Origin of the sequence: Nocardia asteroides (assembly GCF_900637185.1) — a bacterium.
In the GTDB taxonomy this organism is placed as follows: Bacteria; Actinomycetota; Actinomycetes; order Mycobacteriales; family Mycobacteriaceae; genus Nocardia; species Nocardia asteroides.
Map to the genome: position 1 here is coordinate 4,098,971 of NZ_LR134352.1, position 20,629 is coordinate 4,119,599.

Here is a 20,629-nt window from a genome sequence, read left to right on the forward strand (position 1 = left end):
GCGTTGCTCATGCAGGGGTTGACGCGACTCGACGAGCAACAGCAGGCCGCCGGATTCGGGGAGTTCACGGTGGTGGACGTGGAGACCTCCGGGTTCCAGCCACAACGCCACCGGGTCCTCTCGGTGGCCGCGCTGACCTTGGACAGCACCGGCCAGGTGAGCCGCGAGTTCCACACCCTGGTGGATCCCGGCTGCGACCCGGGGCCGGTGCACATCCACGGCCTCACCGCCGAGATCCTGCGTGGCGCGCCGCGATTCGCGCAGGTGCGCGAGCAGCTGTCGGCGATGCTGACGGGCCGGGTCTTGGTGGCGCACAACGCGGTGTTCGACTTCGGTTTCCTGGCCGGCGAGTTCCGGCGCGCCGGTGCGGAGCTGCCGGTCCGGACACGGCTGTGCACCCTGGCCCTGGCGCGCCGGGTCGGGCTGCCGACTCCGGATTACACGCTGGGGACGCTGGCCGCCTACTACGGTGTACCGCAGCAGAAGGCGCACGACGCGCTCGACGACACCCGCGTCCTCGCGCACGTGCTCCGGGCACTCGTCGCCGACGCCGCCCGGCTCGGAATCGCGCCACCCCTGCTCCCGTGCGCGCCGACCGCGCACGACCCGGCACGGACAGCCTGGCCGGTCGAGCGGCGCGGTGCGAAACAGCCCTGCTCCTACGCGTATCCGGGTCGCTGGGAGCCCGGCACCCCTCTGCGGTGCGGCATGAAGGTCGCGTTCACCGGGGAGACCGTGGTGGATCGCGAAGACCTGGTGTCGCGAGCCGAGGCGGCCGGACTCGATGTCACCGGGGCGGTGAGCGGACGCACGAGCCTGCTGGTCACCAACGCGCCGGACAGCGGGACAGGGAAGGCGCGCACGGCGATCGGATTCGGCACCCCGGTGATCGACGAAGCCCGGTTCCTGGAACTCCTCGCGACAATCGAACCCGGGACCCCGAAACAGGCGGGCACGTCGACGCCCGTGTCCCGCGCACCGGAACCCAGCGCACCGGCATCGCGCCGTCCGGGTCCGAAGCCGGCGGGCCCGCTGTCCGGCCACCGGGTGCTGGTGCTCGGCGGCACCCACGAGGAAGCCGCGGCGACCAGAACACGGATCGTGGAACTCGGCGGCTCGGCGGCGGTCAACCTGTCCGCCACGGTCACCGACCTGCTCCTGCTGGCGGGCGCGGACACCGATCGCAGACTGCGCAAGGCGACCGACCTGGGGCTGCCCGTCCACGGACTCGCGTTGCTGGAACGAACCGCCACCGCGCCCGCCGCGTCGGAGCCCGCGTCGCCCGAACCCGCGGTCCTGGCGCGAGGACAGGTGATCGACCTGCCGGGCGAGGCCGAGTCCTGGACAGTGCGGGCCACCTGGAACCAGTTCGGCACGACGGCGGTGGACCTGGTCGCCTTCCTGGTCGACGGCAACGAGAAGGTCCGTGACTCGGACGATTTCGTCTTCTACAACCAGCCGGCGGCCGACGGGGCACGTCTGTCGCAGGAGGGTCCGACCGAGCAATCGGTCACCCTCGCCCTCGACGACCTGCCCGGGGATTGTGTGCGGGTGGTCGTCGCGGCCGCCCTCGACGGTGCGGGCACCTTCGGCGAGGTCGGTGCCGTCGAACTGGAACTGGCTGCCGGTCTCGAATCCGGTGCCGCCGTGCGCGCGACCCTCGATGCCGCCACCGTCGAGCGCACCCTGCTGCTCGCCGAGCTGTATCTGCGCGGCAAGACCTGGCGGGTGCGCGCGGTCGGGCAGGGCTACGAATTCGGCCTCGCCGAGCTGGCCCGTCGGTACGGCGTCGAGGTCGAATAGGCGCGGCGCCGGGGTCAGCCGAGCCGGCAGTCGAGTTCGGTGGGTGGGAGGACGCCGTCGCGCAGGTAGGTGTTTGCCGCCGCGATGACGCAGGCGCTGGGGAGCGCGAGCACGCCGTGGGCGCGGGCCCCGCGCAGTGTCACCAGCGCGGAACCGGTCAGCGCGCGGTGCATCGCCTGGGCGCCGGGATAGGTGGTGCGGATGTCGCCGTCGGCGTGCAGGAGCAGGACCGGAACCGCGTTGCCGATCACCGTGGGCGGCTCGGCCGGTGCGGGCCAGAACGCGCAGACCCCGATCGAGCTCAGGAGCGGGCCGAACACCGGCTGCTCGACCCGGACCCGCTCGACTTCGCGCCAGTACCAGTCGGGGTCGCGCGGGGCGGCGACGTCAGCGCATTTCACGGCCATGTGGGCTTGGAACATCGAGCCCATCGCGGCGAACTGCCCCACCGGTTCCCAGATCGGCGCCGGATCGACGGTGCCACCGTCGGCGACCACCCGGAGCTGATGGACCAGTTCGGCCAACGGTGGCGTGAACTGGCCGGACGAGAGCAGCAGATTCAACGCGACATGCAGGATATCGTCGTCGACGCGCAGACCGGCGATCTCGATCGGCGCGCGGTCGGCGCGTGCGAGCAGGTGATCCACGGTGGCGAGCACCTGGTCGCGGTCGGCCCCGAGACGGTATCGCTCGTGTCGCGCCGCGACCCACTCGGCCCAGACGTGCAGCGCCTCCTCGTTGGCGGCCGCCGAATCCTGGTGCATGGCCAGCCAATACCGCTGCGGGTCGACGACGCTGTCGAGCACGATCCGGTCGCTGTGCTCGGGAAACATCTGCGTGAACACCGCGCCCAGATAGGTTCCGTAGGACGCGCCCAGATAGCTGATCCGCGATTCCCCGAGCACGGCGCCGATGATCCGCATGTCCCGCGCGGTATTGCGGGTGCTGAACTGGCGGACCGCGCCGCCCTCGGCCCCCACGCACTGGGCCGCCAGCCGGGCGGCCGCGGCGACGTCGAGATCGAACTCGGCCCGCGTGAGACCGGGGCGTCGGTCCCCACCCGGCACCCGGACATCGCCCCACCCGCACTCCACCGGTGTCGACCGTCCGACCCCGCGCGGATCGAAACCGATCAGGTCGTACCTGGCCGTGACCTCGGCGGACAGACCGCCCAGGACGGGTCGAGGGTCCAGGCCGGGCGCACCGGGACCGCCCGGGTTCGTCAGCAGCACGCCGCGGCGGTGCGCCGGATCGGACGCGGGGATCCGCGAGACGGCGACCGTGATCGTGCGTCCCCGGGGTACCGCGTAGTCCAGCGGCACCGTCACCGCGGCGCACTGCGCGCCCACCTGGGCCAGCGCCGTGTCGTCGCAGGCCCGCCACTGCACGACCTGCTGCTCGAAGCGCTCCAGCCCGGTCACCGCGCCCGCCCGGCCGGATCCGGTGATGGTCACCCCGCACACGATCGTCGCCACAGCGACGAGCACGCCGATCCATCGAAATTCGCTGTAGCGCATCACAACCCACCTCCGATCCAGGATATGGCACCGAATCCCCGCCCGATCGCCGTTGCGCGGGGCCGCCCGAGGGTGAGCGAGCCGGCGACACCTCTCGATGGGCCGGCCGCAGGTCGGAGCGGGCGGTATTGCCGAATCGGTCAGAAGCGGCGTATCGGTCTTGGTTAGGCTGTTCGCGGCCGGGTTCGAGGGTGTGCGCCGCGGTAGCCGGGCGTGGCGGCGCGTAACGCGACCGGAGTCGGATCCGACCGCAAGGGTGTGAGCGGGACTACCGAGGACGGGACGGCGGGCGCGTGACAGTCGGGCGGGTGCGACGAACAGTCGTGGTGGCAGGGGCCGCGGGCGTGCTCGGGCTGCTCGGGTACGGCGTCGCTCAGCCGACCTCGGGCGTCGACGAGATCGGCATCGTGGACGGAAATGGCGTCGGCGAAGCCCCCGGCGGCGACCCGACGGACCGTGCCGAAATCCGATTCGTCGCGGGTCCAGGAGACCACGGCAATGGCGGTGGCAACGGCCATGGTGGCGGCAACAACGGAAACGGCGTCGGGAACAGCGGTAACGGCGGGAACCAGGGCAACAACGGCAACCAGAACCCAGGCAACGGTAACGGCAACCAGGGCAACGGTGGCGGCAACCAGGGCAACGGTGGCGGCAACCAGGGCTATAGCGGCAACCAGAACAGCAACGGGAACCAGAACCCCGGCAGCGGTAACGGCAACCAGGGCAATGGTGGCGGCAACCAAGGCAACAACGGCAACCAGAACCCCGGTAGTGGCAACGGGAATCAGGGCAACGGCAACGGCAACCAGGGCAACAACGGGAATCCGAACCCGGGCAACGGTAACGGCAATCAGGGCAACGGCAACGGCAATCAGGGCAACGGTGGCGGCAACCAGGGCAACACTCCGAACCCCGGCAATGAACCCGAGCCGCAGCCGCCTGCCGAAGAGCCCGCTCCTCAGGGCCTGACGCCCGACCCGCCGCTCGCGCCTTCGCAGAACCAACCGGAGGCCGCGGAACCGCAGACCGCCGACCCCGGCCCCGGGGGCCCAGCAGGCGCCGCACCCGGCGGTGGCGCCGCACCGCAGGCCGGATCGGCTCCCGGCGGCGGTGGACCCGGCGGCGCAGCGGGCGCACCGGCCCCCGCCGGAGCCGGCGATCCACCCGCCCAAGCGCCCGCCGGAACGACGCCTGCTCCCGCGCACCAGGTCAAACCCACCAGCGACACCGGCATCCTGCCCGAGCCGAATCTGCTGTCGGTGATCGGTGGTCTCCTCGCGCTGGGCTTGGCCGGGGGCGGATCGGCGGCGGTCAGCTTCCAAGGCGCGGCCCAGGCCCAGGCGCGCATCGATGCAGCCCGCGCCGAGTTCTTCGGCCCGCGGACGTAAGGACGTCCGTGCCCGGCGCACCGAGCGGGCACGGACGTCAGCCCAGGATCAGGAGCCGAAGCGTTCCGCGACCATCTCCTCGGTCAGCCCGTAGTCGGCGAGCGAATAGTGATGGGTGGGTTTGCGGTCCCCGGTACGGCTCTCGGTGTCCAGAGCCGTGATGGCGGCGCGCGCCTCCTCGGTGAAATCGGCGCCGATGCGGGTGTAGATGCGTTCGACGACACCGAACGGGTCGGCCCGCAGATCGTCGAAGTCGACGTCGATGAAGGTGGCGTCGGTGTGGCGGGCCCGCGCGGCCGTGAACTCCGACAGTCCCCGGGCCCACAGGTCGAGCTGGGTGCGGCCGATCGTCTCCCCGGTGAACACCGTCGACCAACCGCGGGTGGCGTGCTCGTTGAGGCTGCACACCGACGGGATGATGGTGGCGGGATCACGATGGGTCTGGATGACGATCGCGTCCGGATAGACCGCGAGCAGCGCGTCCAGGCAGAACAGGTGACTGGGATTCTTGAGGACCCAGCGGCGGGTGTCGTTCATCCCGATCAACTGCAGGTTGCGGCGATGCCGGGCGTAGGCGGGCGTCCAGTCCTGATTCGACAGCCACTGCGCGTAGCTGGGCACATAGGCGAGGCACTCGTAGGAGTGCGACGTCCCGGACTGGCGCAGCAGCTGCCAGCATTCCTCCACGTCGGCGGCACTCATGTAGTGCAGACCCATGAACTCGGGGTTCTGCACCTGATGCTGCCGCAGACCCGCGTCGATCTGCTGATAGGCCGGATTGTCGGCCCAGCTCTCGCGCGGCGGCCGCGGCTGCGGGAAATCGGTCAGCCACATCTCCAGGCCCTGATTGCCGGGGTCCGCCGCCAGCAGGCGATGCAGGGCGGTGGTGCCGGTGCGGGGGAGCCCGGTGACGAAGATCGGCCGGGTGATCGCGGTGTCGGCGTAGCCGGGGTTGGCCGCCCAGGCGGCCTCGCTCAGCGCGCGGGCCACCAGGGTGCCGCGCAGGAAGAACCGCGACATCTTGCTGCCCAGCTCGGTGAGCCCGGCCTCCTCGCGGTACGAGTCGAGCAGCACCTGCAACGCCTCGGTGTAGTCGTCGGTCCCGAAATCGGTGAGACCGGTGAGTTTGGTGGCTGAGGCGTGCAGATCGGCCACGGTGCCGACATCGGTGCGCACGGTCATCGAGGGGAACTCCTTGCTCAGTTGTGGTATTCGCCGCAGTTGACGTCGAGGGTCTGGCCGGTGATCGCCGAGGACCAGCCCGAGGCGAGGAAGACCACGGCGCGGGCGATCTCGTCGGGCTCGGGCAGCCGCTTCAGATCCGACTTCGACGCGGTCTGCTCGTACACCTGCTCGACGGTGATGCCGTACTTCTCCGCGACCTGACCGAAGTACCACTTCAGCTGATCGGTCCAGATGTAGCCGGGCAGCACGCTGTTGACCCGCACGCCCTTGGTGCCCAGCTCGGTGGCCAGGGTCTGCGACATGGCCAGCAGCGCCGCCTTGGTGAGTTTGTAACTGCCGTAGCGCGGTTCGGAATGCCGCACGACCATCGAGTTGATCATCACGACCGCGCCCTTGGCCTCGGCCAGCGCGGGAGTGAAAGCCTGTGTCATCCGCAGGCCGCCGAGCACGGTCATGTCCAGACCCGCCCGGATGTGGTCGAAGTCGGTGCGGTCCAACGGCTTCATCGACGGCATCGAGAACGCGTTGTTCACCAGCGCGTCGACCCGCCCGAACGTGTCGACGGTCCGGCCGACGAGGTTCTCGACCGCGGCGTCGTCGGTGATGTCGGTGGGCACGCACAGCGTGGCGCCCCCGGCCGCCTCGATCTCGGCGGCCACCTCGAGCAGCCGCGATTCGGTGCGCGCCGCCAATACCACCGTGGCGCCCGCGGCCGCGGCCTCCAGGCAGATCGAGCGACCGAGACCGGGACCGACCCCGGACACGACCACGACTTTGCCATCCAACAGTGCCCCGCTCATCCGAGCATCCTTTCGGCGAAAGCCCGCTGGCGGGCGGCGATCCGGTCGCGCCTGCCGTCGGCGTCGATCCGGTTGTCTGCGAAGTGGGGGAGGTGCTGGGCGACCTCCGCGATCGGCACGAGCGACACCGTCGGTCCGTCGGCCTCGGTCATCGGGCGGTCGGTGCGCTGCCACCGGAACTGCAGGATGCCGCGGGTCCGGCCGGTGGTCTCGATCCAGTTGGCGATGCCGGGATCCTGCCTGCTCACCACCATCCGGATCATGCCGTCCGGATCCACCTGTGCCTGGGTGTGATTGAGGCTGGTCTGGTGGTTCACGTAGTCCAGCGAGATGTACCAGAGGCTGCCGAGCTGGAAACCCTGGTACGGCGCGTCCGATTTCGGCACCGTGATCACCAGCGCCTGATCGTCGGCCAGGTCGAAATGGCCCACCGAGGAGTACTGGGTGCTCAGGCCGCCGGGGGTGAGCCGCGGCGCGGTAAGGGTGTTCACCGGCAGGTCCAGATAGAACCACTTCGGGAAGTTGAACCAGGTGTGTACGCGGGTGAGCAGCATCTTGGCCGCGGCGCTGTAGCGTTTGCGCATCCGCGCCAGGTCGGGTTCGACCGGCGCGGTGCCGACGGTGTCGACCCGTTCGATGCGGATCGAGCCCTTCCGCTCGGTCCAGTCGCCGTAGACCTCACGCACGGCCAGCATCGAGGCGCCCTCGCCGAGCGCGAAATAGTCCGGCCCGGCATCGGGTTTGGCGGGACCGAAGCGGATCGCGAAGCTGCCGTCCGCGGCGATCGGGATGCGCCGGTCGTCGAAGGCGTCCTCGCCGCCGGGCACCTCGGTCGCGGTGTAGTCGCCCTTGAGTACCTGGAAACTGAGGTCGACGGTGCTGCCGCGCACGCCACTCACCAGGTACTCGGCGTCGGGTTCGATATTCGCGTGGTAGTAGAGGGTGTCCGGATTGTCCAGGCCCATCTTGGCGTAGGGCCCGGTCGAGGACACGAAATACGGGTGGCTGGTGCCGTGCGCCCCGGACAGCCGCAGGCAGGCGGCCGCGCCGGCGGCGAGGTAGTCGTAGCCCTCGGCGAGGTCGGCCTCGCTGCGCACGAAGTCGGCTCCGGCGATGAGCTTCTCGGCCTGGGCGAGCGCGGCGGTGAACGGCGCGGTCAGCGGCTCCGGTGGCGCGGTGCTGCCCGGGGTGGCGGCGGTACTGGAGTGGGTCAACGGTCTGCGATTCCTAGCTCTCGGAGGATATGGGCGGCGATCTCGGCGGGGGAGCCGAGGTCGGGGGTGATGACGAGATCGGCCTGCGCTGGCCGTTCGTAGGGGGAACTGATCCCGGTGAAGCCGGGCAGCTCGCCCGCGCGGGCCTTGGCGTAGAGGCCCTTCGGGTCGCGGCGCTCGCACTCCGGCAACGGTGTGTCGACGAAGACCTCGTGGAACGGCAGCTCGCGCTCGGCATGCGTGGTGCGGGCTCTGCTGCGCTGCGCGGCGAACGGGCTGATCACCGACACGATCGCGATCGCGCCGGAATCGGCGAACAGCGCGGCCACTTCGGCCACCCGGCGCACGTTCTCGTCGCGGTCGGCGGCGGAGAACCCGAGCCCGGCGTTGAGGCCGTGCCGCAGGTTGTCGCCGTCGAGCAGGTAGGCGGCGCGTCCCGCCGTCACCAGCTGGCGCTCCACCTCGACCGCGATGGTCGACTTGCCGGAGCCGGAGAGTCCGGTGAGCCAGATCGTGGCGCCGGAGTGGGCGCGATCCTCGCGACCCACCGCCGAGCGATGCCACACCACGGTGGCGGGCGAGTGCTGGGTGGCGCCGGTGTCGCGGCCGGTGATCATGCCCGCCGCCACGGTCTGGTCGGTGACCGGGTCGATCAGGATGAAACTGCCGGTGCGGCGGTTCTCCCGATACGGGTCGACCATCAGCGGCTGCCTGCTGCGCAGCCGGACCCGGGCGATGTCGTTGAGCGCCAGTGCGTCCACGTTCTCGCGGCGGTGCAGCGTGTTGACGTCGAGCTGATAGTCGATGGCGGTGACCTCGGCGGGGGAGATCTGCGCGGCCGTGCGCACCAGATAGCCCGCGCCCTCGCGCAACTGCGTGGTCTCGGAGAACCAGCACACCATCGCGTCCAGTTCGCCGTCGAGGTGCGGGCGATTGCCCGGCCGGGCCAGCAGATCACCACGGCCGACATCGATCTCGTCGTCGAGGGTGAGCGAGATCGCCATCCCGGTGAACGCCTCGTCGACCTTCGAACCGCCCGGACCCCAGATCTCGCGGACCCGGGAGGTGTGCCCGGCCGGCAGCACCACCACCTCGTCGCCGGGCTTGAAGATGCCACCGGCGACGGTGCCCGCGTAGCTGCGGTGATCCAGGCCCTGCTGGGCGCGGATGACGTACTGGATCGGCAACCGCGCGTCGATGAGATTGCGGTCCGAGGCGATGTGCACGTCCTCGAGCTGACGCAGCAGCGGCGGCCCCGGATACCAGTCCATGTGCTCGGAGCCCTCGACGACATTGTCGCCGAGCAGTGCCGAGACCGGCACGAAGCTCAGGTCGCCGACGGTCAGCTTCGCGGCGAAGGCGGCGAACTCGGTGCGGATCTCCTCGAAGCGTTCCTGGGACCAGTCGACCAGATCCATCTTGTTCACGCACACCACCAGGTGCGGCACGCCGAGCAGCGTCGCGAGGAAGGCGTGCCTGCGGGTCTGCTCGGACACGCCGGTACGCGCGTCGACCAGGATCAGCGCCAGATCGGCGGTGGACGCGCCGGTCACCATGTTGCGGGTGTACTGCACGTGCCCGGGGGTGTCGGCGATGACGAACTTGCGCCGCGGGGTGGTGACGTAGCGGTAGGCGACGTCGATGGTGATGCCCTGCTCGCGCTCGGCGCGCAGGCCGTCGGTGACCAGGGCCAGATCGGCCGCGGCCTCGCCGCGTTCGGTGCTGACCCGTTCGATCGCGGCCAGCTGGTCGTCGAACAGCGACTTGGAGTCGTAGAGCAGCCTGCCGATGAGGGTCGACTTGCCGTCGTCGACGCTGCCCGCGGTCGCCAGGCGCAACAGGTTGCGGCTCATCAGAAGTAGCCCTCTCGCTTGCGGTCTTCCATGCCGGTCTCGGAGATCCGGTCGTCGGCGCGGGTGGCGCCGCGCTCGGTGAGCCGGGTCGCCGCGGTCTCGGCGATCACCTGCGCGGCGGTGTCGGCCTCGCTCTCGACGCAGCCGGTGCAGGTGGCGTCACCCACGGTGCGGAACCGGACGGTGGCGTCGAAGGTGCGTTCACCGGGCTGCGGGGTGATGAACCGGCCCGTCGACAACAACATGCCGTCGCGTTCGACGACGCGGCGCCGGTGCGCGTAGTACAGCGTCGGCAGTTCCACGGCCTCGCGGTCGATGTACTCCCAGATGTCGAGCTCGGTCCAGTTCGACAGCGGGAACACCCGGATGTGCTCGCCCTGCTGATGCCGCCCGTTGTAGAGGTTCCACACCTCGGGGCGCTGCGCCCGCGGGTCCCATTCGCCGAACCGGTTGCGGAAACTGAACACCCGCTCCTTGGCTCGGGCCTTCTCCTCGTCGCGGCGGGCACCGCCGAACACCGCGTCGAACCGGTGTTCGCCGATGGCCCGGAGCAGGGTGGTGGTCTGCAACGGATTGCGGGTGCCGCCCGCGCGCTCCACCACGCGGCCCGCGTCGATGTCGTCCTGGACGTGGGCGACCAGCAGGCGCGCGCCGGTGCGGTCGGCGGTGCGGTCGCGGAACTCGATGACCTCGTCGAAATTGTGCCCGGTGTCCACGTGCAGCAGCGGGAACGGCAGCGGCGCAGGCCAGAAGGCGCGCCGCGCGAGGTGCAGCAGCACCGCCGAGTCCTTGCCGCCCGAGAACAGCAGCCCCGGCCGTTCGAACGTGGCGGCCACCTCCCGGAATATGTGCACCGACTCGGCCTCCAAGGCCGCCAGATGCGACAGCTCGTACCCCGTCTGCACTGTTCACCCACTTCGTTCCGCCGGCGTCTCCGCCGCCGAGTTGCGTTGTCGACTATTCGACGCTATTGTTCGATATTGTGACACCGACGATAAGCCGGGCCGAGGGCGCCGGTCAAGAGGCGACCGTGGATTCGGCGTCGCCGCCGACGCAACGCGTGGTCAAGGTGCTCGAACTGCTGTCGCGGTATCCCACGGATCGGTTGTCGCTGGCCCGGATCGTGCGCGAAGCCGGTCTGTCCCGGGCCACCGCGCACGCGGTGCTCACCCAGCTCACCGCCGACGGCTGGACCGCGCGCGACGCCGACGGGTGCTACGGCATCGGGTTGCGCCTGCTCACCGTCGCCCGGCGGGCCGAGGCGGCGTTCCCGCTGCGGCGCACGGCCGCGCCACAGTTGCGCGCGCTGTCCGAGCGCACCGGCTATCCCGTGTTCCTGGCCGAACGCGACGGCGAGAGCATCGTGGTCACCGAAGTCGTCGGCGATCCGTCCGCGGGCTGGATCCGGCCCGGTCGCCGGCTGCCCCTGGCCCCGCCGGTCTGCCGGGAGTTCGTCGCCTGGGCGCCGGAGGCGCAACGCCGGGCGTGGCTCGCGTCCGCCGAACCGGCCCACCGGGACCGGCTGGCGCTGGTCCTCGACGAGATCCGGGCCAGGGGCTACTCGGTCGAACGGCTCGTCGACGACTCCACGCCGATGCTGGAAGTGCTGGCGGGACTGCGTGATTCACCGGTCACCGCCGCGCTGCGGGCGCAGCTGGGTTCGGTGATCACCGAGCTGATCACCATCGACTACCTGCCCGACGAACTCGGTCAGGAGAACGCGGTGGTCACCCTCGCCGCACCGGTGCGCGACGCGCGCGGCGCGGTCGTCGCCGCGGTGGTCAGCTGCCCCGACACCCGGCTCGCGGCACGAGCGCTGAGCGAGCTGGGATCGGCGACGGTCGCCGCGGCCGACCGGATCGGCACGCTCAACGCCACCGTCGACTGAGCCGACGCCCACACGGTGCCCGGCGCGCCGTTACGCTGGCAGGGGAGCCCGGCCGGACTCGACGGCCGGTCGCCGGTGGCAGGAGAGGACTGCGCGTGTCGGACAGTGATCGTTGGTGGGAGGCGCCGGGCCTGCAGGGACAACAGCCGCCGCAGACCGGCCCGGAGCCCTACCAGCAGCAGCCGCAACAGCCCTACGGTTACCCCGGGCAGCAGCCCGGCGGATACCCGCCGCAGTACGGCGCCCCGCAGCCGGGTTACGGTCCGCAGTACGCGCAGCAGCAACCGTACGGGTATGCGCCGCAACCGTATCCGGGACCACCGCGTCGCGGTGGCGGGGGCGCGGGGGTGATCATCGCGGTGGTGGTGGCCGTCGCGCTGGTCGCCGTGGCCGGGATCGCCGCCGTGATCATCGGCATGAGCTCCGACGACGAGAGCACCACCGCCACCTCGGCCTCGGTCACCACCTCGGCCAAGGCCGGACCGCTGTCCGGGACCACCACCGCACCGGCCACCCCGGGATCGAAGGGCGTGCTGATCGCCTCCCAGCGGGTCGCCTACGACGTGCCGTCGACGTGGACGATCGAACCCGAATACGACACCATGTCCCTCACCACCAGCCTGGGCTCCATCGACGGCCGCGGCCAGGCGACCGAAGGCGAGGACTACTGCCCCGGCTCGGCCTACCGGGTGATGGCCGCCGTCACCGCCACGACCGAGAGCGATCCGGCGGCCGCGGCCAAGGCCGTCGCGAAAATCGGTGCGGCGGGCGGTTATTCGGACCCGACCGGCGGCACCGTCGGCACCCCGACGGCACTGACCACGCGCAGCGGCGTCAGCGGCCAGCTCGTGGAGAGCACCGGCCCGTGGAAGCCCGCGCTGCCGGGCTGCACCGCGAACGCCTACGCCGTGTACGCCTTCGCCTTCCGCAACGCGGCGAACACCCTGCTGGTGCTGACGATCCTCGCCGATCGCGGCACGAGCGGGGAATTCACCGCCGAGCAGGCCAAGCAGCTGGTCACCAGCCTGCGCCTGGTCTGACGGCGGTCAGGACGGTAGCGGCAGCGTGGCCAGGTACTCGGTGAAATCGGTGGCCTGCCGCCCGGTCAGGGCGGGCACCGCGTCGGAGACCTGGGCCAGCTCGCCCTGGGCGATCGCGGTGTAGGTGCTGACCCAGCCGTCGACCTCCCACTGCGGCGCCTGATAGCTCGCGCGGGTGGCGTACGCCTCGTCCACCGTCTGGTCGACGAAACGGTAAGGGCGGCCGAGTATCCGGGTCATCTCGGCGGCCGCGGTGGTCAAGGTGAACGCGCGCGGGCCGGTGAGATCGAAGGTGGCGCCGGTGTGGACCGTCGAGCGCAGCACGGCGGCGGCGCAGTCGGCGACGTCGGATCGGGTCACCGCGGCGACCTTGCCGTCACCGGCCGGACCGGCGATCACGCCGTCGGCATCGGCGAAATGCGGGATGATGTCTTGATATTGGTTGTCGCGCAGGAAGGTGAAGTCCAGGCCGGACCGGCGGATCGCCTGCTCGGTGTACCAGTGGTCGCGGCCGAAGGTGAACGTGCAGTCCGGCGCGGCGCCGACGAACGACAGGTAGACGATCCGTTCGACCCCGGCGTCCCTGGCCGCGCCCACCACCGCCTGCTGCTGCGCGGCGCGATCGGCGCTCTCGGTGGCCGAGACGAAGAAGAATGTCCGCACGCCGGTCAGCGCGGCGGTCACGCTGGCGGGATCGGCGAAATCGATGGCGGCGGCGCTCGTCCCCGCGATCGACGGCAGCCGGTCGGGATGTCGGCCGAGCAGCCGCAGCCGTGCGTCCGATCCGGCGAGAATGCGCGCGACGCGCCCGCCGATCTGCCCGCTTGCCCCTGAAATCGCAATGGTTTCCGGCATCCACCCAGGCTATGGCACCCGACGCGGGCGGGGGACGTGCCCGCCGTCGTGTCGCGCTGCGGTTCGGCCGCGGCAGTGATGGAATCTGCGGGTGCGTGTATCGAGCGGAATCGCCACCCTGGCCGCGGCCGTCGTCATGACCCTGCCCGTCCTCACCGCGGCCCCGGCCACCGGCGCCGTCCGTGACACGGCGTGCGGATCGACCCTGTCGGCAGGCGATATCGCGGAGATCGCGCGGTTGTCCGACACCGCGACGATCGCCGGCGACGGCAGCCTGGCCCGGCTCGAGGACGCCGTCGCACGCCATCACCGGATCACCGAGATCCTCGTCGAGCACCGCGATCTGCGCGGCCTGTTCGCGATCGGGCTCGACGGCGTCGAATACGCCGCCGTCATGCCGTTGCAGCGCGATCCGGCCGCGTTCGCCGACCGCGAGTACGCGCACGCCATCAGTGCCGAACTGCTGCGGCGGTTCCTGGACAACCTGCACGCCGAATTCACCGGCGGCGTCGTCGAACCGCAGTGGGCGCACTACTTCGCGCTCGCGCAGGATTGCGGTGCCTCGCGGGCGCGGACCGCGATGGCCGGGTACAACGCCCACCTCACCGTCGACCTGACCTATTCGGTGGCCGCGGTCGGCAGCACGCCGGAGAACGCGCCGGACTACTTCAAGATCGTGGCCTCGATCGCCGCCGCGGGTGATGTCATCATCGAGCGCACCAAAGCCGTGTACGGCGCCGACCTCGGCCCGCTGTGGCGGTTCTACTTCGTCGGGGAAGGCCTGGACCAGCTCTTCGGCGCCGGTGTCGCGACCGAGCAGCTGCTCATCGCGGCCGATCTCGGCGCGAACACCGTCATCTTCACCAATGGTCTCGCCCTGCAGGATCCCGCGCTGGCGCCCACCGTGCGCGCGGAAGTCACCGCCCTGTGGCAGGCGGCCGACCTGGCCTTCGAGGCGCTGGCACGGATCAACGCGCTCTGAGCGCGCCTACTCCGCGGCCTTTCGCTGATCGGGAAGTTCACCGTAGAACTCGCGCAACGCGGCGGTGACCCCGACCAGCACGCGATGGGCCGCCGCCAGGTCGGTGTCCGGTAGTTCGGCCAGTGCGGCCCTGGTCCGCGCGCTGAGCGGTCCGAAGAACCCGGCGGCCACGGACATGCCGTGGTCGGTGTAGCCCAGATGCACGCGCCGCCGGTCGGTGGCGTCGGGTACCCGCTCGAGGTGACCGGATTCGATCATCCGCTCGACCAGGTAGGTCACCGCGGGCGCCGAGACGCCCATGAGCCTGCTCAGCTGACCCGCGGTGACCGGGGAGCTCTCGGCATCCGCGGTGGCGACGTGCATCAGCGCGCGGAAGTCGTTGGGACGCAGATCGTTCGAGCGGGCGAAGACGTGTCCGATCTGCTCGGAGATCGCGGTCAGTGCCCGCAGGTCGCGGGCGATCTCGGTTTCCAGCCTAGCCCGCTCGGCCGGATCCGCGCTGTCCTCGTCCACGCCCTGTCTCCTCTCGGTCCGCTGCGAGCTTATCCGGTGTCCAGGGACCACATTGCCAGATAGTTAAGTTTCTGAAATAGTTGCCCCGTGATGCGAGAGCGTGAGGAACACGGATGGGACCGGTTCGCCCGGCTCGTCACCGGCCGGAGATCATGGGCGCTGCTGCTGGGGGTGCTGGTGGCCGCCGTGGCGGTCATGGGCCTGGCGGGCAGCAACGACAGCGCGGGGCAGGCGCCGGTGTCGCTACCGTCGTCGGCCGAATCCGCGCGGGCCGCCGAGGCGGCCGCGCTGTTCCCCGACGCTGGACAAGCCACCGCGATCCTGGTGGCGACCCGGGTCGACGACGGTCCACTGACCGCGACCGACCTCGCGGCGGTGGACGCGGCGCTCGAGCGGGCGGGCGTGCCCGCGGGGGCCGGATCCCGCGCTGTGCCCGCACCCGACGGACGTGCGGCGCTGGCACCGATCCCGGTGTCCGCCGAGCTCAACGGATTCGCGCTCACCGACCGGATCGGTGAACTGCGCACCGCCGTCACCACCGGGCTGCCGGACTCGCTGCGCCTGCAGGTGACCGGCGGCCCGGCCTTCGGCGCCGATATCGCCGACTCCTTCGCCGGAGCCAACACCCTGCTGTTGATCGTGACGGCGCTGGTGGTGATGGCACTGCTGATCCTCACCTACCGATCGCCGGTGCTGTGGCTGATCCCGCTGACGGTGGTCGGTCTGGCCGACCGCGTCGCCACCAGCGTCGGCACCGGGCTGGCCGAGCTGACCGGCCTCACGTTCGACGGCTCCACCTCCGGCATCACCAGCGTGCTGGTCTTCGGTGCGGGCACCAACTACGCGCTGCTGCTGGTCTCGCGCTATCGCGACGAACTGCACCGCCACACCGACCATCGCCTCGCCCTGCGCGCGGCGGTACGCCATGCGGCGCCCGCCGTGCTCGCCAGCAATGTGACCGTCGTCCTCGCGCTGCTGACGCTGCTGCTCGCCGCGCTGCCCAACACCCGCAGCCTCGGCGCCTTCGCCGCGGCCGGGCTCGTCGTCGCCCTGCTCTTCGTGCTGCTGGCACTGCCGCCCGCCCTGGCGCTGTGCGGGCGAAAGGTCTTCTGGCCGTTCGTGCCCCACGCCGACGGCCGTGATCCGGCCGAGCACGGCGTCTGGGCCGCGGTGGCGACCCGGGTGGTGCGGCGGCCCGCGGTGGTCGCCGGTGCCGCGTCGGCGGTGCTGGTCGTCTTCGCGACGGGCCTGGCCACCACCGATATCGGGCTCTCACGCACCGAACAGTTCCGGGTGGACGCCGAATCCGTCGACGGCCTGCGCACGATGGCCGCGCACTTCCCGTCCGGCTCGTCCGATCCGGCCGTGGTGATCGCGCGGACGACCGCCGCCGACCCGGTCCAGGCCGCCCTCGACGCCGTCCCCGGCATCTCCGGAGCCACCCGCACCGCCACCGCACCGGCGGGGACCACGCGCTGGTCGGTGGTGCTGAACGCCGAGCCGGGCACCGAGGAGGCGTTCACCACCATCGCGGCGATCCGGTCCGCGGTGGGCGCGGTCCCCGGCGCCGAGGCGCTGGTGGGCGGATCCGATGCCGAGGCGCTCGACATCCGCGACGCGGCCCGGCGCGATCAGGTTCTGGTCATCCCGTTGATCCTGGCGGTCGTCCTGCTGGTGCTGCTGGTCCTGCTGCGGGCGGTGCCCGCGGCGATCCTGCTGGTCGGGGTGACGGTGCTCAGCGCGCTCGCGGCCCTCGGCGCGGGCAGCTGGCTCAGCGACACCGTGTTCGGGTTCCCCGCGCTGGACACCAATGTGCCGCTGTTCGGGTTCCTGTTCCTGGTCGCCCTCGGCGTGGACTACACGATCTTCCTGGTGACCAGGGCGCGCGAGGAGGCGGCCACGCACGGCACCACCCGCGGCATGGTCCGCGCCGTCGCCTCGACCGGCGCCGTGATCACCAGCGCGGGCGCGGTGCTGGCCGCGGTGTTCTGCGTGCTGGGGGTGCTGCCGCTGATCACGCTCACCCAGCTGGGCATCGTCGTCGGAATCGGCATCCTGCTCGACACATTCGTGGTGCGGACCCTGGTCGTGCCCGCGCTGTTCGCGCTCCTCGGCGACACTGTGTGGTGGCCGGCCGAACCAGCACCCGCCGACAGCGCACGATCCGAGGAGATGGCCGCGGTCTGACGCACGCCGCGCGCTGTCCGGAAACGACGAAGCCCCTGGTCCACGGTTCTCCACCGGGGTACCAGGGGCTTCGTCCGGATCTCAGCCCGCGGTCTGCTCGGTTGTGCGGATCTCGATGATCGGCAGCACCAGCGCGGCGGGCGCACCGGCGGGCACCACCGGCTGCTGCGGGGCCACCGCCGCGATCCGGGCGTAGCCCGCGCTCTGCTCCGGGCGGGTGTCGGCCTCGCCCTTGTTCGGCCAGTAGGCCGCCGCGCGCTCGGCCTGGGCGGTGATCGTCAGCGACGGGTTCACGCCGAGGTTCGCCGAGACCGCGGCACCGTCGACGACACTGAGGGTCGGATACCCGAACACGCGGTGGTAGGCGTCGATGACGCCGTGGTCGCGGTCGGCGCCGATGGCGGCACCGCCGAGGAAGTGCGCGGTCAGCGGGACGTTGAACACCTCGCCCCAGGTGCCGCCCGCGACGCCGCCGATCTTCTCCGCGACCCGGCGGGTCACGTCGTTGCCCGCCGGGATCCAGGTCGGGTTGGGTTCGCCGTGGCCCTGCTTGGAGGTCAGCTTGCGGCCACCGAACAGGCCGCGCTTGGTGTAGGTGGTGATCGAGTTGTCCAGGTGCTGCATCACCAGCGAGATGATGGTGCGCTCGCTCCAGTTCTTCACGCTCAGGAACCGCAGCAGCAACAGCGGATGCAGCAGTGCGACACCGAGGAACCGCAGCCAGCGCGGGACCTTGCCGCCGCCGTCGACCATGAGGGTCTGCAGCAGACCCATGGAGTTGGAGCCCTTGCCGTAGCGCACCGGCTCCACGTGGGTATCGGGCGTCGGGTGGATCGAGGAGGTGATCGCGACGCCCTTGGTGAAGTCCTGGCCGGGGGCCAGGGTCTTGGTCGCCGCGCCGACGATCGACTCGGAGTTGGTGCGGGTCAACAGGCCCAGCTTGTCCGACAGGTTCGGCAGCACACCCTGATCGCGCATCGAGTGCAGCAGCTTCTGCGTGCCGAGCGTGCCCGCGGCCAGGACGACCTGCCCGGCGGTGTAGGTCTTGGGGTCCTTGCGCACCCACGCGCCGGTCCGCTCGGTGGCCACGTCCCAGCTGCCGTCCGGCAGCGGGCGCAGCGCGGTGACCGTGGTCATCGGAATGATCTGCGCCCCGGCCTGTTCCGCGAGGTACAGGTAGTTCTTGACCAGGGTGTTCTTGGCGCCGAACTTGCAGCCGACCATGCAGTCGCCGCATTCGACACAGCCGGTGCGCTCGGGGCCGACGCCACCGAAGTACGGATCGGCCACCGTCTTGCCCGGCTCGCCGAAGAACACGCCGACCGGGGTCTGCACGAAGGTGTCACCGACGCCCATGTCCTCGGCGACGGACTTGAAGATCTCGTCGGCGGGCGTCATGTGCGGATTGCGCACCACGCCGAGCATCTTCTGGGCCCGCTCGTAGTACGGGGTGAGCTCGGCGCGCCAGTCGGTGATGTCGCGCCACTGGGCGTCCTGGAAGAACGGCTCCGGCGGCACGTACAGGGTGTTGGCGTAGTTCAGCGAGCCACCGCCGACCCCGGCGCCACCGAGGATCAGCACGTCGCGCAGCGGATGGATGCGCTGGATGCCGAAGCAGCCCAGCTTGGGCGCCCACAGGAACTTGCGCAGATCCCAGCTGGTCTTGGGCAGTTCGTCATCGGCGAACCGGCGCCCGGCCTCGAGAATGCCGACCCGGTATCCCTTCTCCACCAGGCGCAGCGCGGTGACGCTGCCGCCGAAGCCGGAGCCGACGATCAAGACGTCGAAGTCGGTGGTGCGATCGGACATACGAGGGCTCCTCGAAGGGTGTCGACAGTGACGCGGGTAACGCTAACGTCGACAGCCAGAGCTGTCAAAGTCCGTCGCGGGTGGCCCCTATGCTGGTCGGGTGCCTCGATACACCCGAGCGGAACTCGCCGACGTCAGCGGCGTCGCGGCGCGCACCATCCGCTACTACCACTCGCTCGGCGTGCTGCCGAAGCCCGGCCGCGCGGGCAAGGAGGTCGTGTACTCCGACGCGCACCTGGACCGGCTGCGCGACATCGTCGCCATGCAGGCCAGGGGACTGCGGCTCGACGCGATCCGCCAGGTGTTCGACGCCGAACCCGCGCCCGCCCCCGGTGACTGGCGCACGCTGTTCGACCCGCGCACCGCGCAGGGGGAGCGCGCCGGCCTGCTCGACGACGCCGAACTGACCGCCCTGCTCGGTGACCGCGGCACCGATGTCCTCACCGAGCTGATCGCCGCCGGCTACCTCGAGCGGCGCGGCGACGGCTGGTTCGTGCCGGACCGCCCGATGTTCAAGGGCGCGCTGGTGCTCTACGACGTCGGCACCGACATCACCCTCAGCGGCGTCCTGCGCACCCTGATCCGCGGCCGGATCGCCGACCTGGCCGACGAGGTGGTGCGCACCGTGCGCGACGCGGCGGGCACCACCTATGGCGGCGAGGACATCAGCGTCGACCTGAGCCGCTTCCGGGACCGGTTCCTGGCCATGGCGTGGGAAGTCGGCGGCGCCACCTTCGCCGCGGAGATCGAACGCGCGGCCGGACCCGTCGACCCTGACGACGACACCACCGAACGCCGTCGCCTGCCCGGCGCCGCCGGTGCGCGATGATCGGGCGATGAGCACCGACCGGCCGGGACCGCGGGCACAGGCCCGCGCCCAGATGATCGCCGACATCAAGCGGATCGGCCGCGAACACCTCGCCTCGCAGGGCGCCGCGGCGCTGTCGCTGCGCGCGGTCGCCCGCGATCTCGGCGTGGTGTCCTCGGCGGTGTACCGCTACGTCCGCAGTCGCGACGAGTTGCTGACCCTGCTGGTGATCGACGGCTACAACGCCCTCGGCGACGCCGTCGACGCCGCCCTGGCCACCGCCCCCGGCGATCCGGCGACCCGGTTCCGGACGGTCGCCCGCACGGTCCGGGCCTGGGCGCTGGCCGAGCCGGCCTGGTACGGGCTGCTCTACGGCACACCGGTGCCGGGCTACGCCGCCCCCGCCGCGGACACCGAGGCGCCCGGCGTGCGCGTCATCGCCACGTTGCTCGGCGTGATCGAGGACGCCTACCGCCGCGGGCAGCTCACCGCGCCCACCGTCGAGCCGTCGATCACACCCGCCACCCGCGGTGACTTCTCCGCTATCCGCGCGCAATTCGGGCTGACCGCTCCCGACTGGCTGATCGCCGGCGCTCTCACCGCCTGGACCACCCTGTTCGGCTCGGTGAGCTTCGACGTCTTCGACATGTACGGGCGCGACACCTTCGCCGATCGCGGCGAGGTATTCGATCTGCAGGTCGACCAGCTGCTGCGGGCTCTCGGTTTCGAGGCGATTGCTGCGGGGTAGCTATGAGGGCGGGTGTGGTGGCCTCCTTGCAGTGGACCG

General features: G+C 71.0%; 17 protein-coding genes. 8 read left to right on the top strand and 9 right to left on the bottom strand.

Going from position 1 to position 20,629, the window contains the following annotated elements; translation table 11 throughout:
- The first annotated feature begins 9 nt into the window (after window positions 1-9).
- On the top strand, window positions 10-1,803 hold the full coding sequence (locus EL493_RS19205) for a DEDDh family exonuclease (protein WP_019046938.1): 1,794 nt from the start codon (window positions 10-12) through the stop codon (window positions 1,801-1,803).
- A 14-nt stretch (window positions 1,804-1,817) separates the two neighbouring features.
- Here the strand turns inward: EL493_RS19205 and EL493_RS19210 are convergent, their stop codons facing one another.
- The gene (locus tag EL493_RS19210) at window positions 1,818-3,320 is read right to left on the bottom strand and encodes an alpha/beta hydrolase (protein WP_019046939.1); all 1,503 of its coding nucleotides are present in this window, start codon (window positions 3,318-3,320) and stop codon (window positions 1,818-1,820) included.
- Window positions 3,321-3,628: 308 nt separating this feature from the next.
- On the opposite strand from EL493_RS19210, the gene EL493_RS32425 reads away from it, so the two are divergent.
- Complete coding sequence (locus EL493_RS32425; protein WP_155982487.1) at window positions 3,629-4,708, top strand: hypothetical protein; 1,080 nt, start codon at window positions 3,629-3,631, stop codon at window positions 4,706-4,708.
- 48 nt (window positions 4,709-4,756) lie between these two features.
- Here the strand turns inward: EL493_RS32425 and EL493_RS19225 are convergent, their stop codons facing one another.
- Genes EL493_RS19225 through cysD form a run of 5 tightly spaced genes read right to left on the bottom strand, consistent with a single transcriptional unit; the run spans window position 4,757 to window position 10,665 of the window.
- Complete coding sequence (locus EL493_RS19225) at window positions 4,757-5,890, bottom strand: sulfotransferase family protein (protein WP_019046941.1); 1,134 nt, start codon at window positions 5,888-5,890, stop codon at window positions 4,757-4,759.
- Window positions 5,891-5,907: 17 nt separating this feature from the next.
- Window positions 5,908-6,693, bottom strand: a complete 786-nt coding sequence (locus tag EL493_RS19230; RefSeq protein WP_019046942.1) for an SDR family oxidoreductase — start codon at window positions 6,691-6,693, stop codon at window positions 5,908-5,910.
- Window positions 6,690-7,907, bottom strand: a complete 1,218-nt coding sequence (locus tag EL493_RS19235) for a hypothetical protein (protein WP_019046943.1) — start codon at window positions 7,905-7,907, stop codon at window positions 6,690-6,692. The genes EL493_RS19230 and EL493_RS19235 overlap by 4 nt, the downstream gene beginning before the upstream one ends.
- Window positions 7,904-9,760: an adenylyl-sulfate kinase gene (cysC, locus tag EL493_RS19240; protein ID WP_019046944.1), complete on the bottom strand. Its 1,857-nt coding sequence runs from the start codon at window positions 9,758-9,760 to the stop codon at window positions 7,904-7,906. Before cysC ends, EL493_RS19235 begins: the two co-directional genes overlap by 4 nt.
- Window positions 9,760-10,665 (bottom strand): sulfate adenylyltransferase subunit CysD, encoded by a 906-nt coding sequence (cysD, locus tag EL493_RS19245; RefSeq protein ID WP_019046945.1) that lies wholly within the window; start codon window positions 10,663-10,665, stop codon window positions 9,760-9,762. The genes cysC and cysD overlap by 1 nt, the downstream gene beginning before the upstream one ends.
- 77 nt (window positions 10,666-10,742) lie before the next feature.
- On the opposite strand from cysD, the gene EL493_RS19250 reads away from it, so the two are divergent.
- Both EL493_RS19250 and EL493_RS19255 read left to right on the top strand, forming a co-directional pair.
- On the top strand, window positions 10,743-11,648 hold the full coding sequence (locus EL493_RS19250; RefSeq protein ID WP_074965480.1) for an IclR family transcriptional regulator: 906 nt from the start codon (window positions 10,743-10,745) through the stop codon (window positions 11,646-11,648).
- 95 nt (window positions 11,649-11,743) lie between these two features.
- Window positions 11,744-12,688, top strand: a complete 945-nt coding sequence (locus EL493_RS19255; RefSeq protein ID WP_022566926.1) for a hypothetical protein — start codon at window positions 11,744-11,746, stop codon at window positions 12,686-12,688.
- A gap of 6 nt (window positions 12,689-12,694) precedes the next feature.
- Here EL493_RS19255 and EL493_RS19260 read toward each other — a convergent pair whose 3' ends face one another.
- Window positions 12,695-13,543 (bottom strand): SDR family oxidoreductase, encoded by an 849-nt coding sequence (locus EL493_RS19260; protein WP_019046948.1) that lies wholly within the window; start codon window positions 13,541-13,543, stop codon window positions 12,695-12,697.
- Between the two features lie 91 nt (window positions 13,544-13,634).
- On the opposite strand from EL493_RS19260, the gene EL493_RS19265 reads away from it, so the two are divergent.
- Window positions 13,635-14,525, top strand: coding sequence for a DUF5995 family protein (locus EL493_RS19265; RefSeq protein ID WP_019046949.1), 891 nt, complete (start codon window positions 13,635-13,637; stop codon window positions 14,523-14,525).
- 6 nt (window positions 14,526-14,531) lie between these two features.
- Here the strand turns inward: EL493_RS19265 and EL493_RS19270 are convergent, their stop codons facing one another.
- Complete coding sequence (locus tag EL493_RS19270) at window positions 14,532-15,038, bottom strand: MarR family winged helix-turn-helix transcriptional regulator (protein ID WP_019046950.1); 507 nt, start codon at window positions 15,036-15,038, stop codon at window positions 14,532-14,534.
- 90 nt (window positions 15,039-15,128) lie between these two features.
- Between EL493_RS19270 and EL493_RS19275 the strand changes: the two genes are divergently transcribed.
- On the top strand, window positions 15,129-17,225 hold the full coding sequence (locus EL493_RS19275; protein WP_019046951.1) for an MMPL family transporter: 2,097 nt from the start codon (window positions 15,129-15,131) through the stop codon (window positions 17,223-17,225).
- Window positions 17,226-17,306: 81 nt separating this feature from the next.
- Here EL493_RS19275 and EL493_RS19280 read toward each other — a convergent pair whose 3' ends face one another.
- Window positions 17,307-19,034: a GMC oxidoreductase gene (locus tag EL493_RS19280; protein ID WP_019046952.1), complete on the bottom strand. Its 1,728-nt coding sequence runs from the start codon at window positions 19,032-19,034 to the stop codon at window positions 17,307-17,309.
- A 100-nt stretch (window positions 19,035-19,134) separates the two neighbouring features.
- Here EL493_RS19280 and EL493_RS19285 point away from each other — a divergent pair, with 100 nt between their 5' ends.
- Together EL493_RS19285 and EL493_RS19290 are read left to right on the top strand one after the other, a co-directional pair.
- Window positions 19,135-19,863, top strand: a complete 729-nt coding sequence (locus EL493_RS19285; RefSeq protein ID WP_019046953.1) for a MerR family transcriptional regulator — start codon at window positions 19,135-19,137, stop codon at window positions 19,861-19,863.
- Window positions 19,864-19,870: 7 nt separating this feature from the next.
- Window positions 19,871-20,590: a TetR/AcrR family transcriptional regulator gene (locus EL493_RS19290; protein ID WP_022566925.1), complete on the top strand. Its 720-nt coding sequence runs from the start codon at window positions 19,871-19,873 to the stop codon at window positions 20,588-20,590.
- Window positions 20,591-20,629 lie beyond the last annotated feature (39 nt).

Coding starts and splice junctions, on each gene's coding strand:
- EL493_RS19205 (WP_019046938.1), top strand. CDS start 10: ATGCAGGGGTTGACGCGACTCGACGAGCAACAGCAGGCCGCCGGATTC.
- EL493_RS19210 (WP_019046939.1), bottom strand. CDS start 3,320: ATGCGCTACAGCGAATTTCGATGGATCGGCGTGCTCGTCGCTGTGGCG.
- EL493_RS19225 (WP_019046941.1), bottom strand. CDS start 5,890: ATGACCGTGCGCACCGATGTCGGCACCGTGGCCGATCTGCACGCCTCA.
- EL493_RS19230 (WP_019046942.1), bottom strand. CDS start 6,693: ATGAGCGGGGCACTGTTGGATGGCAAAGTCGTGGTCGTGTCCGGGGTC.
- cysC (WP_019046944.1), bottom strand. CDS start 9,760: ATGAGCCGCAACCTGTTGCGCCTGGCGACCGCGGGCAGCGTCGACGAC.
- EL493_RS19260 (WP_019046948.1), bottom strand. CDS start 13,543: ATGCCGGAAACCATTGCGATTTCAGGGGCAAGCGGGCAGATCGGCGGG.
- EL493_RS19275 (WP_019046951.1), top strand. CDS start 15,129: ATGCGAGAGCGTGAGGAACACGGATGGGACCGGTTCGCCCGGCTCGTC.
- EL493_RS19280 (WP_019046952.1), bottom strand. CDS start 19,034: ATGTCCGATCGCACCACCGACTTCGACGTCTTGATCGTCGGCTCCGGC.
- EL493_RS19290 (WP_022566925.1), top strand. CDS start 19,871: ATGAGCACCGACCGGCCGGGACCGCGGGCACAGGCCCGCGCCCAGATG.